We start from the raw sequence: 14367 nt of genomic DNA, 5'->3' as shown, positions 1-14367 counted from the left end.
TTTGACTAATTTAAAAAATTTATGCTAGTAATATGCGCAATAAATTTATATTTAAATATATTGATATATATTTATATATATATCAATATAGTAGTTTCAATTAATCGAAATACTTTTTAAAAAATACAAATACAAACACATACTGCTTTGAGAATCTACATACATAATAAATTATATAGTTAATTATGATTTTTTAAAACTTTAAATGTTATTAGTTCAACTAAAAACTAATTAAAATATTCAATTGCAAGTATTACATTAACAGAAAATTCGAATCATTTTTTTATAATGAATTTAAAATTATTTTAATGCTTAAACTAAATTGAAGTTTATACAGAAAATAATCAGTAACAATAATCATAATAAAGTGTGGACTATTTAAAAAAAATGATTAACTATGATTTTTCGACTTTGTATTTTAATAAATAGATGTATAAATTAATTTATGCTAATACATGAGATAACAAATTTACAAAATCATTTTCTAATAGCTATGCCTGCCCTACAAGACCCATTATTTAAACAATCGGTGGTATATATTTGCGAGCATAATGATACAGGTGCTATGGGTATTGTCATTAATAAATTAGTTGAACGATGTACGGTAGAGACTATATTAAACAACCTGAAAATTGTATCTCCTATACGAGATCCATCTATTCGATTAGACAATCCAGTATTTTCTGGAGGCCCCTTATTAGACGACCGAGGTTTTATTTTACATACTCCTAAAGAAGGTTTCGGGTCCAGTGTTAACATTTCCTCACAAGCTATGATTACCACATCTAAAGATATCTTAGAAACCTTAGGCACCCCTAATCAACCGAAAGATGTGTTGGTGGCGCTTGGCTATTCTGGATGGTCTAAAGGTCAATTAGAGCATGAATTAATGGAAAATACTTGGCTTACTGCTCCGGCTAATGAAACAATTTTATTTCATACTCCTATTGTTGCTCGTTGGCGCGAAGCAGCAAAAATATTAGGCATTGATATTTGTAATATCACTGATCAAACAGGTCATTCATGATGCCAATTAATATCATTATAGGGTTTGATTTTGGCACTAAACACATAGGGGTGGCTATTGGTCAAAAATTGACACGTACCGTGTGGCCTCTTACTGTATTACAGTCGCAATCTGGCGTGCCTAATTGGCAGTATATCAAAAATATTTATAATACGTGGAAACCAATGATATTAATAGTGGGATTACCTTTAAATACAGATGGAAACGAACAACCTATTACTATTTTAGCAAAAAGATTTGCTAAACAACTAAAAGAACAGCTTCCTGTCATGGTTAAAATGCATGATGAACGTTTTAGCACTAGTGAGGCACGTTTAGATTATCTTAAATATCATCACGATCGTTCATACGTTAAGCAACATGTTAAACTCAATGCAATTGCAGCTGGAGTGATTTTAAAAAGTTGGTTGAATAAGTCTTAAGTATGAAAAAAAAATCATGTTTTTTACATATAAACATAAATCAAAGAATAATTTGAGTACTTTACTCTTATTAGTTTCTTAATAAATGATACATATTATTATATATAAGTAAAATATAAGTTTTTAATGAGATATATTAACTAATTGCAACTATCATAATTACTTAAAAGTAAGTATTGTTTTTTTTGGTTTAAGTACTGATTGTCATTTTTAAGAAACATAGTTTTAGGTAACAGTAAAATCTGAAATTTATCTATTTTTATATAATTTAATTAAAATTAAAAGATCTATTGAATTTTAAATGCAATGAATTTTATTGTATGTATAAATTTTAATCTCAATTAAACAAGTAATATTAAGAAATACATTTTTTGTTACGATACTGCTTTTAAATAAATATCAATATAAATAAAATAAATTCGAAATTATAACAACGAATACAAACTAATCTAATCCTTCTTATATTAACTGAAACGTAAATTAGCACAACACGTAATGCCCTGCATTAATAGCTGTATGTGTATTAGTTAGTTTCAGTAAATATTTATAATAATGTCAATGATTTTTATAAAATATGTGTAGTTATTGATTATTAAAGAATATATACTAATCTATAGATATTATATTTTTAGTAATTATTAAAAATATATAATTGTTAAATTTATTCCCAAAAGTAGTTTGTTGTATATTGATATGTCTGTTTTTAAAAATATATAGACATGAGATAAAATATCTAAATTTTGAATTAAATTGTATATTTTATTTTTCGTTAAAAACATTTATTATTACTTTTAAAAAGATATCAGACACTATTTTAGTTTTACATAAAAAAAATCATTTTTAAAATCTTAAGAAATACTTTGAACGAGTTTAATGTAATTATAAAAACATACAAATTATATTTTATTACACTTTGCTTATACATAGTACAAAAATAACATGGCTCAAAATTTAATTTTTTCAAATAAAATATTACTTTGGTATCAAAAATATAGAACACAAGATTTACCGTGGCAACTGAATAAAACAATGTATAAAACTTGGTTATCTGAAATTATGCTACAACAAACACAAGTAAAAACCGTAATTTGGTATTATGAACGATTTATTACAAGATTTCCAACAATTAAACAATTGGCGGCGGCAGAATTAGACGAAGTATTATTCTTGTGGAGCGGATTAGGGTATTATGCACGAGCTAGAAACCTACATAAAACAGCCAAAATTATCGTTAATCATTATTGCGGTAATTTTCCAAAAGATTTTGATACACTTGTCTCTTTTCCTGGTATCGGAAAATCCACCGCGGGAGCTATATTATCATTAGCATTAAATCAACGTTATCCTATTCTTGATGGAAACATAAAACGAATACTAATTAGATATTATGCTCTTGATTATTATTTATCAGGAAGCAAATCTAAGATAAATGATGAGCTATGGTTGTTAATCGAGCAACTGCTACCTAATATAGGACCAGCAGTTTTTAATCAAGCTATGATGGATCTTGGAAGATTAATATGCACTAATACGTATCCAGTTTGCGAAAACTGCCCTCTTCAGGAAAGTTGTCAAGCCTTTTTAACTAATCGTATTAATCAATATCCCAAAAAGAAACCTCAAAAAAGATTGCTTAAAAAAACTATCTGGTTGCTGATACTCTCGCTACAACAGCGTCAGATGAAAATGATCTGGCTTGAAAAACGATCATACCAAGGAATATGGGGAGGATTGTTTTGCTTTCCTGAGTTTTCTAGCCCTAAAATGTTAAATACATGGTTGTTACATTATCATCTCGATAATAATCAATGCATCAACCTGTCTGGTTTAAAACATAAATTAAGTAATCTTGATCTAGAAATTAAACCGATATTACTTAATATCAACAAAAAATTAAATTATAAAGAAGATGGGATCTGGTATGATTTAATGAATCCTCCAATCATCGGGCTCCCTAAACCAATTTCTATAGTATTACAGAAATTACAGTCATAACCTAATAAGAACGTTGAAGAACTCACCTCCCCCACAAAAATGATTGTTGAATGAGAGAACCTTAATAATGCCAAAAATAATCTATTGTGTTTTTTTAAAAAAATACGCTGAAGGATTAGATGCTCCATGTTATCCAGGAATATTAGGACAACATATTTATGAACATATTTCCAAGATTGCATGGATGCAATGGCAAAACAAACAAACTATTTTAATCAATGAAAATAAACTCAATATGATGAATATTGACGATCGTATGATTCTTGAAAAAGAAATGAAAATTTTTCTGTTCGGAAAAAATTCCAAATAAACGGGTAACCAACTACTAAAGTCTCATTTCATTTGAATTATACATTATTATAATTATATAATGTTTTATAAGTAATAATTATAAATATGTGCGTATATTTTACCAAATTTTATGTTAATATAAACACAGTTATCATGGTAGTTGATTATAACGAACTATTTTGAAATTTATAATAAATAAGACAACATATTATACATTCTCTCACTTCATAACGAAAATGTAATTAATATAGTTTAGTGTTAAGATAATTAAGCTAATTTATTATGTTTACTATAGATTAATAGTGGTTTTGAGCATCCACACACTACTGATTCATCAATTATTACTCTATCTATATTATTTTGAGAAGGTAATTTATACATTATATCTAGCAAAATATCCTCTAAAATAGCCCTAAGTCCACGAGCCCCGATTTTTCTTTTCATAGCATTTTTAACTATAGCAGTCAATGATGTTTCGGAAAATTCTAATTTCACTCCATCTATACGAAATAATGTTTCATATTGTTTTATTAAAGCGTTCTTTGGTTCTTTTAAGATTTTAATTAATTCCTCCTCTCCCAGTTCATCTAAAGTAGAAATTATTGGAAGTCGACCCACAAATTCAGGAATCAAACCGAATTTAATTAAATCTTCCGGCTCAATTTGTGTTAATAATGAACGTTCAGTATTTTGTGGTGCTATATCATTGTTCTCGAAAACCTGAAAGCCAATTGTACGTTTGTTAGTAGTACGCTGTTGGGTAATTTGGTTTAAACCAAAAAAAGAGCCTCCACAAATAAAAAGAATATTAGTAGTATCTACTTGTATAAATTCCTGCTGAGGGTGTTTACGACCTCCTTGTGGTGGCACAGCAGCTATAGTGCCCTCAATCAACTTCAACAAAGCTTGTTGCACCCCTTCCCCCGAAACATCTCGGGTAATAGAAGGGTTTTCTGATTTTCTAGAAATTTTATCTATTTCATCTATGTAAATGATACCTTGTTGTGCTTTATTCACATCATAATTGCATCGTTGTAATAATTTCTGTACAATATTTTCTACATCCTCACCTACGTATCCCGCTTCCGTTAAGGTAGTGGCATCTGATATAGAAAATGGGACATTAAGAAAACGAGCTAATGTTTCTGCTAATAACGTTTTACCACTTCCTGTCGGACCAATTAATAAAATATTGCTTTTACATAATTTTACGCTGTTACTATTGTTCGTATGTGTTTTTGCATTACGTAAACGTTTGTAATGATTATATACTGCTACTGCAAGTACTTTTTTAGTATGTTCTTGCCCAATAACATAGTCATCTAAATGATTTTTAATTTCATGGGGTGTAGGAAATGTAATCAATTTTTCGTTGATAATTTTGTCTTTAAGCTCTTGATTAATTATATCTTTACATAAACTAACACATGTATCACAAATATGTGCTGATAGCCCGGCAATTAATTTTAATACTCGATTTTGGTCTTTTCCACAAAATGAACAATACAACGTATTTTCTGAATGATCTCGATGATTATCGCTCACAATCTAATATCCTTTCCTTTATCTTTATCAACATAAACAAACTACAAACTACCTGAGAAATGAACAATAAATTTAGACATAAATTATTTTATAGATAACGGTAATAATAAAACACAAAATAATTACTAGCTCAAATTTATATTCGTTTGGATAATACACAATCTACTAATCCATACTTCATAGCTTCATCAGCAGATAGAAAGCAATCTCGTTCTGTATCTTTATTAATTATATCAATAGATTGTCCTGTATGTTTCGCCATAAGCTCATTTATATTACTTTTAATTTTTAATATCTCTCTAGTATGAATGGCAATGTCAGTAGCTTGACCCTGAAAACATCCTAATGGCTGATGAATCATTATTCGAGCATTCGGTAAACAAAATCGTTTACCTTTAGTACCAGAGGCTAATAAGAAAGCACTCATGGATGCAGCTTGTCCCATGCAAAATGTGCTAACATCAGGTTTTACAAATTGTATAGTATCGTATATCGACATTCCTGCGGTTATCACTCCCCCCGGAGAATTAATATACAAATTTATGTCTTTTTCTGAATTTTCTGATTCTAAAAACATCATTTGCGCAACAATCAAATTAGCTATACTATCTTCAATAGTGCCTGTCATAAAAATAATTCTTTCTTTTAGCAACAAAGAAAATATATCGTATACACGATCTCCGCGAATAGTCTGCTCTATTACTGTTGGTACTACCACCATACGATGATAGTAAGGTTCTTTAAAATTATTTAAATATTGCATAACATGTACTATATCTTCCTTTATTATATATCTGTTATATATAAATATTGTTTAACTTGTTGATATAATACAGTTTTTAAAAAAAATTCAAACTAAATTTAAAATAATATTTAATTAATTAAAGTAACTATTAAAGATTGCAACTTCTAATAGTTCGTATTTAATCAAATAATTAAGGATCATAATAGAAAATTATAATATATATATATATCACTTAATTTTTAATCATATAATACATATGAACCTCTTATTTTATAGCTATAAATATATACTATAAATATTGCAAATTAATTATTATCTTTTCTAAAAATAAGATTTTTCGAATATATCTCATAGTTGTCGTATTATTTTAAATGATTGTATTTTTTCTGACACCCCAAATGTACCCTACCATATTATTAGTAATTTATGAGCAGAAAATAATCAATATCAATTTTGTTTTTTAAATAATTTCACTGAATAGTAATGAAATTGAACAGATGTTTAACTTGAGCCACAAAATTAAATTTTACTAAAAGTAAATCAAACGATGATTTTATTTTATTTGGTCCGTTATCAATATTGTATACTTTATTGACTTATTACTTTAAACCATCAACTTCATATGCTATATGCGTCAAAAGAAATGAAACATCATTAAAACGTAATATGCTATTTGTTATTTAATTTTTTTTATTTTTATTTCTGATGATATTGTTTAGATGATGTTTAATATGTTCACTAATTTTTTGCGTATACACTTATGTTTTTTCGTGTTGTTATATGGGTCAAAAATATTCAATATAATTCTATCTAATTTTAAAAACTAAAATTTCTACCTTTTTTAAAACAACAGCGAAATTCATGTGGTTTCCTTTAAAATATTCTTAGTGAGAACCCATATTTAAACAATCTCCTGTATTACAAATAAATATCTCTTTATCAATCAAATAAAATTAATTGTTTTTATCAGCTATCATAATAATGTCCTAATATGATTATAGGATACTGCAACAAAATCTAAGGCAACACGACTCTTATACTAATTTCATTACTACATTCGTTCCCATATGTATATAGGTGTTTATATCTTTTTAAAATTCATATCAACATAATTTTCATAATCTCTGTTACTAGTGGTTTTTTAGTTGTTTAATACTAGCTCATCCTGTACAATTTTACATTTGGATATACTTCTACTGTGCAGTGTATATAAAAATTTTTACCATTATTATAAACATGTATAATATTGCGTTGATTCATTTATCAGATTTATTTTTTGGTAATAAAATCCACAAAATTTTGATTTATCAATTTTATCATTGTTTCTTAAGAGAGAAATGGTCCATAATTTTATTTTTTAAACAAAAAATAGTACTTTTCTAACACAATACTATCAATATACATAGATTTTAGCAGGCGTACTAATTTGTCATAATTGCTATATTCACAATATTACAGGATAAAGTAAATAATAAATAGGGCTGCCTTCATAAACTCTGAATATTTCCAATAACTTTCAATAACTAAGTGTATCTCATTTATTTCCCCTAACCGTACAGATTGAAAACAACAATAAAACATATAAGATTAAGCAGCATCATACAACATGTATGATAAATGTATTATAGATATAATCTATACATGTATTTAATGAATAATTATTCTGCTTAAATTATATTCTTAAACTATCAATTCGCTGAAGTTTTGAATAATATTGGCAGCATTAATATCGTAATGATTTTATTAATTAAACAAGTAAATAATAAATGGAAATTAATTCGTTTGAAGCGATTTAGTATAAAAACTAGAATCAAATATATCTTGAAATATAAATATTTCAATAAATTATTAAATAATTAAATATTTAAGTTTTATTTCTATATTATAAAATGGAGTCAATTTTTACACAAATACATCAACTATATTTAATATTTATTCATAAATAATAATTGTGAATAATTTTTAGAGATATATATTAATCTATTTACATTAATGCCAGTTTGCGGTAGGATACTTACTTCAAAACTAAATATACACTCGTGTCAAAATTTGTTGAATGAAATTCAGCGTATACAAATATAAAAAGATATATATTTTATTATTACTGTGTAGTTTAATAACTGTATTAAATGGATGCAACGATATAGTTTTATTACATCCCAAAGGACAAATTGGAATAGAGGAACGTTCTCTCATATTAACCGCATTTGTATTAATGCTAAGTATAGTCGTTCCAGTAATTGTAATGACAATTTTTTTTGTCATCAAATATAGAGCATCTAATTATAAAAATATACAATATAATCCTAATTGGGTAAACTCCGAAAAAATAGAATTTATAGTATGGTCTGTACCAATTTTAATCATTATCTTTTTAGGGATTTTAACTTGGCAATCTACTCATAAATTAGACCCTAAAAACCCCATTACATCTTCTGCTGCGCAACCAATAATTATTAATGTTATATCATTAGATTGGAAATGGCTTTTTATTTATCCGAAAGAAAATATAGCAGTTACTAACGAGGTTGTTTTTCCAGCGTATGCGCCAATAAAGTTCAATGTCACTTCTAATTCAGTTATGAATTCTTTTTTTATTCCTCAATTAGGAGGGCAAATTTATGCAATGGCTGGAATGCGCACAGAACTACATTTAATAGCCAACGAAGCAGGTAAATACAAAGGTATTTCATCAAATTTTAGTGGTCAAGGATTTTCTGATATGAAATTTACTGTTATTGCTACGCAAACTAAAAAAGAATTTAAGCAATGGATACAAAAAGTTCAACAATCACCTCATCACATTGATAGTATGGTAATCTACGAAGAGTTGGCTCAACCCAGTGAATGTCATCCGGTAATTTATTTTTCCAATGTACAACCCAACTTATTTTATAATGTGATTAATAAATTTACACACCAAAATACACAACATTTTTAACTATAATGATAGTTCCTCAGTATACAACACAATTGTTGTTAATAAATATTATTAAATATGTAAGGATGACCAAGTAATGTTTGGAAAATTAACAATACATTCTATTCCATATGAAGATCCAGTTATTATGTCCACGATCATTATAATTCTTTTTATTGGAATTATAATTGCCAGCACAATTACATATTACAATAAATGGAAATATCTTTGGGATGAATGGTTGACTTCTGTAGATCATAAAAAAATTGGAATCATGTATATTATAGTTTCATGTATTATGTTTTTACGTGGATTTGCTGATGCAATCATGATGAGAGCACAACAAGCTTTATCTTCCTCTGGATCATATGAATTTCTTTCAGCTCATCATTATAATCAAATAATTACGGCTCATGGTGTAATCATGATTATATTTATGGCTACTCCGTTCGTAGTAGGATTAATGAATTTAATAGTTCCATTACAAATTGGAGCACGAGATGTCGCTTTTCCTTTTTTGAATTCTTTAAGTTTTTGGTTGTTTATGGTAGGTGTAATTTTAATAAATCTTTCTTTAGGAATAGGAGAATTCGCACAAACAGGATGGGCAGGTTACCCGCCATTATCAAGTAAAGAATATAGTCCTGGTGTCGGTGTCGATTATTGGATATGGAGTATACAAATTTCCGGAATAGGAACTACTTTAACTGGTATAAACTTTTTTACCACAATTTTATATATGCGAGCTCCAGGATTATCAATGATGAAAATGCCAGTATTTACTTGGACTGCTTTATGTACGAATACGTTAATCATTGCAGCCTTTCCAATTTTAACAGTTACTGTCGCCCTATTAACGTTAGATCGTTATCTGGGAACCCACTTTTTTACTAATGACTTGGGGGGGAATATGATGATGTACATAAATTTGTTTTGGGCTTGGGGGCATCCAGAAGTATATATTTTAGTGCTACCTGTATTTGGTGTATTTTCAGAAATTGTTTCCACTTTTTCACAAAAGAAATTATTTGGGTATACTTCATTAGTATGGGCTACTATCGCTATTACCGTATTATCTTTTTGTGTATGGTTACATCATTTTTTTACTATGGGAGCAGGTGCTAATGTTAATGCATTTTTTGGAATCATGACCATGGTAATCGCTATTCCAACCGGGGTAAAAGTCTTCAATTGGTTATTTACTATGTATCGAGGAAAAATTATTTTTACTTCTCCGATGCTGTGGACTATTGGATTTATCATTACATTTTCTATAGGAGGTATGACTGGAGTATTATTAGCTGTACCTGGCGCTGATTTCGTATTACATAACAGTTTATTTTTAATCGCTCATTTTCATAATGTTATTATTGGGGGCGTGTTATTTGGTTGTTTTGCTGGTGCTACTTATTGGTTTCCTAAAGCCTTTGGTTATCTTTTAAATGAGCAATGGGGAAAACGTGCTTTTTGGTTTTGGATCGTCGGATTTTATGTAGCATTTATGCCGTTGTATATTTTAGGATTCATGGGTATGACTCGCCGATTAAGTCAACACATTGATCCAATATTTTCGTCAATGTTAATAACAGCATCAATGGGTACTATATTGATTGGATTGGGTATCATATGTCAATGCATCCAAATAATAGTCAGTGTTGTAAATCGTAATAAATATTTAGATTTAACTGGAAATCCATGGAACGCTTCCACTTTAGAATGGGCTGTTTCTTCTCCTCCACCATTTTATAATTTTGCAATTATTCCTGTCATCAACGATGATCGTGATTTTTTTTGGTATGTACAAAATAATAGAAATACATATTCTTCTCTTGAACAATATCAATCTATACATATGCCTAAAAATACTTATTCTGGAATTTTGATATCTTTTTTTAGTTTAGCATTTGGATTTGGTATGATTTGGTATATATGGTGGCTCGTTATTTTTAGTATTTTTGGAATAATAGCAACGTGGATTATCCACACATTTAATGATGATACAGAATATTACGTATCGGTAGAGAAAATTAAAGAAATTGAATATGCCAACAATGTATCAACACAATAATGTAAATACAAAAACAATATTTGGTTTTTGGTTATACATAATGAGTGATTGTATTTTATTTGCAAGTTTATTTGCAATATATGCAGTATTAGACAACAATACAGCAAATTGTTCTTCAGGCAAAGATATATTTACATTACCTTTTGTATTTGTAGAAACTTGTTGTTTATTATTAAGTAGTCTAACTTACAGTCAAGTCATGATATATGCAGAAAAATCATATACGAAACAAGTAAATATTTGGATGGGGATAACTTTTTTATTAGGACTATGTTTTGTTAGTATGGAGATTTATGAATTTTATCATTTAATTAAATCAGGAAATAATCCATGCCGAAGTGCGTTTCTGTCTTCTTTTTTTACTTTGGTAGGGACTCATGGTCTACATATAATAGCGGGACTTATTTGGATTGTAGTAATGATTATACATATTATGTATCAAGGATTAACACATACCAACCACATACGACTACAATGTTTAAGTTTATTTTGGCATTTTCTTGATATTATATGGATATGCGTATTTACTGAAGTATATTTAATGGGAGTGCTATGATTAATGAAACATAATCATACACATAAACATAAATCACATTTGATTGGATTTATATTGTCTGTAATTTTGACAATTATTCCATTTTTTATGGTCACATGTAACACAATAAATAGAAAAATATTAACAAATATTATGGTATTTTGTGCAATAATTCAGATTTTTATTCATTTAATCTTCTTCTTACATTTAGGAAATACATCTCATCAAGCATGGAATTTAATATCTTTAATATTCACAGTATTTATCGTGTTTATTCTTGTATTAGGTAGTATATGGATTATGACGCATTTACATCACAATTTGATGATTTGAACGAGACAATTTAATTAATTTATATGATTAAACGTTATTTACATCTCATAAAGCCAAGAATTGTTGCAGGTAATTTAATGTCTTCTATAGGAGGCTTTTTAATAGCATCACGAAGTTATGTGTATTATCCTTTGTTTATCAAAATGGCTATAGGGATAACATTAGTTATAGCTGCGGGCTGTGTGTTAAATAACATTATTGATCGAGATATTGATGCAGTTATGGAAAGAACTAAAAACAGAGTGTTAGTAAAGCACTATAGTAAATCCTTTTTAAATCAAAGTATATTATATGCAATAATCTTAAGTGTATTTGGGTTTTTATTTTTGAGCCTTACTAAAAATTTTTTGGCAGTATATCTAGCAGCAATAGGTTTATTTATATATGTCGGTGTATATAGTTTATGGATGAAACGTAGATCTGTGTATAGTGTAATAGTTGGGAGTATATCAGGAGCGATGCCCCCAATAATTGGATATTGTACTGTCACAAACCGATTTGATACAGGAGCATTAATATTACTAATAATTTTCAGTTTATGGCAAATCCCGCATTCTTATTCCATTGCTATTTTGCGATTACATGATTACAAGGTAGCTTGCATTCCAACTTTTCCTATTAAAAAAGGAGTAAAGCTGACTAAGAACCATATGGTTATGTATATCATTGGATTTATTATAGCAACTATATTGTTTACTGCTGCAGGATACGCTAGTTATATTTTTTTACTTATAATCAGTATTATGAACTTATGGTGGTTATATATGGGATTCCATGGTTATAAAGTAATTAATAATGATAGTTTGTGGGCAAAAAAAATGTTTTTATTGTCTGTTATTGTCGTAGTATCATTAAATTTTCTTTTATCTTTAGATCATATTTTATTTTCTGTATAAGCATTTATCATGATAAATAAATTTCTTAACAATTTATAAATTTCTATTTAAATATACATATACATTGATACTTTTAAAATATTATACTCAGATATATTTTCAAAATATTTAGGTATTATAATACTGTAATGACTAAAAAAGAACTGTGTACTATACTGGGTTTAAACATGGTGTTTGCATTCCGCATGGCAGGAATATTTATGATTCTACCTGTTTTAACTATTCATGCTACTTCCCTACAAGGAGTAAATGGCAGTTTAATAGGTATAGCTATTGGAATATATGGTTTAATGCAAATAATTTTTCAATTACCTTTTGGATTAATATCTGATAAAATTGGTCACAAATTCGTCATCATTGGAGGTTTAATTTTATTTGCTTTTGGTAGTGAAATAGCAGCAACTACCAATAATATTTGGGGGCTTATTTTCGGACGCGCGTTACAAGGATCAGGAGCTATTAGCAGCTCACTTATAGCATTATTATTAAATTCAGTGCAAGAAAAACATCACACAAAAGCTATGGCTTCAGTTGGAATGAGTGTTGGTATAACATTTGCTGCTTCTATGATTTTTGGTCCGATTATTACTAATACATTTGGATTACACGGGTTATTTCATAGTATTACTGTATTAACTATGTTAGCTATATTTCTAACTTATATAATGATACCACCTATTTCTCCTAATCTTGAAAAACATGATGAAAATTTATTTATCATGTTGAATAACATTAAACAAATACTAACTCACTCTCAACTAATAAAATTGAATATTAGTATATTTTTTGTGCATACTATTTTAATGCTAAACTTTATTGCCCTACCTAAAGCAATAATAAATTTAGGGTTTCCCCTAGCCATACATTGGAAAATTTATAGTATTATTATGATAATATCCGCAATTACAGTATTGACATGTATTATTTATTCCGAGAATAGAAACTATACAAAAAAAATATTAATTATTTGTATGAACATTTTATTTTTATCTGAATTAATTATAATAACAAACATGTATTACTATCAAATATTTTTGTTTGGAATGCAACTATTTTTTATAGCATTTAGTTTAATAGAAACAATATTGCCTACTTTGATAAGCAAAGAATCACCAAAAAAATACAAAGGCACTACCATTAGTATGTATTCTATTAGCCAATTCTTAGGAATAGGATTCGGAGGAATTTTAGGTGGATTTTTGTTAGAAATAAAAGGAATATGGCTGGTTCTAATTTTTGCGTTAATTATATCTTTTCTATGTATGACAGTAAGTAACACTTTACATTAATCACAGTTTATTAATACGGCAACCGAAAATGATATGAGAATTTAATCCTTATACCTATAGTCATATTAGAATTGCATACATAAAATATTAGAATATATTTTAAATAAATCTGATTGTGTTCTTGTAAACCATTATGATTACTCTAATTTATTAATTACAGTTTAATACAGTATTAAAAACATCTTAAACTGATTATTATAATATTTTACTATAAAATAGTACTTTTATTTTGCTACGATTTATTTTTCACTAAATAATGAAAACTCTCCTTATTAATTTAAATTTTCAACACAACATTTAT

Annotated in this window: 12 protein-coding genes; 10 read left to right on the top strand and 2 right to left on the bottom strand. The window is 27.8% G+C overall.

Translation table 11 applies throughout. The annotated features are described in order from the left end of the window. Positions 1 to 445 precede the first annotated feature (445 nt). The 4 genes from CBquer539_RS01290 to CBquer539_RS01275 all read left to right on the top strand — a co-directional run bounded on the left by CBquer539_RS01290 (position 446) and on the right by CBquer539_RS01275 (position 3754). Complete coding sequence (locus tag CBquer539_RS01290) at positions 446 to 1027, top strand: YqgE/AlgH family protein (RefSeq protein ID WP_500836654.1); 582 nt, start codon at positions 446 to 448, stop codon at positions 1025 to 1027. Beyond that, positions 1024 to 1449 (top strand): Holliday junction resolvase RuvX, encoded by a 426-nt coding sequence (ruvX, locus tag CBquer539_RS01285; RefSeq protein WP_500836653.1) that lies wholly within the window; start codon positions 1024 to 1026, stop codon positions 1447 to 1449. Before CBquer539_RS01290 ends, ruvX begins: the two co-directional genes overlap by 4 nt. 939 nt (positions 1450 to 2388) lie before the next feature. Next, positions 2389 to 3444: an A/G-specific adenine glycosylase gene (gene mutY / locus CBquer539_RS01280; protein ID WP_500836652.1), complete on the top strand. Its 1056-nt coding sequence runs from the start codon at positions 2389 to 2391 to the stop codon at positions 3442 to 3444. Between the two features lie 67 nt (positions 3445 to 3511). After that, on the top strand, positions 3512 to 3754 hold the full coding sequence (locus CBquer539_RS01275) for an oxidative damage protection protein (protein WP_500836651.1): 243 nt from the start codon (positions 3512 to 3514) through the stop codon (positions 3752 to 3754). Positions 3755 to 4002: 248 nt separating this feature from the next. Here the strand turns inward: CBquer539_RS01275 and clpX are convergent, their stop codons facing one another. Together clpX and clpP are read right to left on the bottom strand one after the other, a co-directional pair. Beyond that, positions 4003 to 5280, bottom strand: coding sequence for an ATP-dependent Clp protease ATP-binding subunit ClpX (clpX, locus tag CBquer539_RS01270; RefSeq protein ID WP_500836650.1), 1278 nt, complete (start codon positions 5278 to 5280; stop codon positions 4003 to 4005). A gap of 136 nt (positions 5281 to 5416) precedes the next feature. Further along, positions 5417 to 6043, bottom strand: a complete 627-nt coding sequence (gene clpP, locus CBquer539_RS01265; RefSeq protein WP_500836649.1) for an ATP-dependent Clp endopeptidase proteolytic subunit ClpP — start codon at positions 6041 to 6043, stop codon at positions 5417 to 5419. A gap of 2038 nt (positions 6044 to 8081) precedes the next feature. Here clpP and cyoA point away from each other — a divergent pair. The 6 genes from cyoA to CBquer539_RS01235 all read left to right on the top strand — a co-directional run bounded on the left by cyoA (position 8082) and on the right by CBquer539_RS01235 (position 14066). Then, complete coding sequence (gene cyoA, locus CBquer539_RS01260; RefSeq protein ID WP_500836648.1) at positions 8082 to 8966, top strand: ubiquinol oxidase subunit II; 885 nt, start codon at positions 8082 to 8084, stop codon at positions 8964 to 8966. 76 nt (positions 8967 to 9042) lie between these two features. Next, complete coding sequence (cyoB, locus tag CBquer539_RS01255) at positions 9043 to 11013, top strand: cytochrome o ubiquinol oxidase subunit I (RefSeq protein ID WP_500836647.1); 1971 nt, start codon at positions 9043 to 9045, stop codon at positions 11011 to 11013. Beyond that, positions 10988 to 11569, top strand: a complete 582-nt coding sequence (gene cyoC / locus CBquer539_RS01250; RefSeq protein ID WP_500836646.1) for a cytochrome o ubiquinol oxidase subunit III — start codon at positions 10988 to 10990, stop codon at positions 11567 to 11569. The genes cyoB and cyoC overlap by 26 nt, the downstream gene beginning before the upstream one ends. 3 nt (positions 11570 to 11572) lie before the next feature. After that, positions 11573 to 11881 carry a cytochrome o ubiquinol oxidase subunit IV gene (gene cyoD / locus CBquer539_RS01245; protein WP_500836645.1) on the top strand — a complete coding sequence of 103 codons (309 nt, stop codon included), beginning with the start codon at positions 11573 to 11575 and terminating at the stop codon, positions 11879 to 11881. A gap of 23 nt (positions 11882 to 11904) precedes the next feature. Beyond that, the gene (gene cyoE / locus CBquer539_RS01240; protein WP_500836644.1) at positions 11905 to 12777 is read left to right on the top strand and encodes a heme o synthase; all 873 of its coding nucleotides are present in this window, start codon (positions 11905 to 11907) and stop codon (positions 12775 to 12777) included. Positions 12778 to 12944: 167 nt separating this feature from the next. Continuing rightward, positions 12945 to 14066, top strand: coding sequence for an MFS transporter (locus CBquer539_RS01235; protein ID WP_500836643.1), 1122 nt, complete (start codon positions 12945 to 12947; stop codon positions 14064 to 14066). The last annotated feature ends 301 nt before the right edge of the window (positions 14067 to 14367 follow it).

It is taken from the genome of Blochmannia endosymbiont of Camponotus quercicola, from assembly GCF_059935335.1.
The sequence above is the reverse complement of the archived record's forward strand: the minus strand, read 5'-3'. Positions and strand labels throughout refer to the sequence as shown.

Bases quoted from the DNA above. Each gene is read 5' to 3' on its own strand.
- mutY (WP_500836652.1), top strand. From the start codon at position 2,389: ATGGCTCAAAATTTAATTTTTTCAAATAAAATATTACTTTGGTATCAA.
- cyoD (WP_500836645.1), top strand. From the start codon at position 11,573: ATGAAACATAATCATACACATAAACATAAATCACATTTGATTGGATTT.
- cyoE (WP_500836644.1), top strand. From the start codon at position 11,905: ATGATTAAACGTTATTTACATCTCATAAAGCCAAGAATTGTTGCAGGT.
- cyoC (WP_500836646.1), top strand. From the start codon at position 10,988: ATGCCAACAATGTATCAACACAATAATGTAAATACAAAAACAATATTT.
- CBquer539_RS01290 (WP_500836654.1), top strand. From the start codon at position 446: ATGCTAATACATGAGATAACAAATTTACAAAATCATTTTCTAATAGCT.
- cyoA (WP_500836648.1), top strand. From the start codon at position 8,082: ATGAAATTCAGCGTATACAAATATAAAAAGATATATATTTTATTATTA.
- cyoB (WP_500836647.1), top strand. From the start codon at position 9,043: ATGTTTGGAAAATTAACAATACATTCTATTCCATATGAAGATCCAGTT.
- clpP (WP_500836649.1), bottom strand. From the start codon at position 6,043: ATGCAATATTTAAATAATTTTAAAGAACCTTACTATCATCGTATGGTG.
- CBquer539_RS01275 (WP_500836651.1), top strand. From the start codon at position 3,512: ATGCCAAAAATAATCTATTGTGTTTTTTTAAAAAAATACGCTGAAGGA.
- CBquer539_RS01235 (WP_500836643.1), top strand. From the start codon at position 12,945: ATGGTGTTTGCATTCCGCATGGCAGGAATATTTATGATTCTACCTGTT.
- ruvX (WP_500836653.1), top strand. From the start codon at position 1,024: ATGATGCCAATTAATATCATTATAGGGTTTGATTTTGGCACTAAACAC.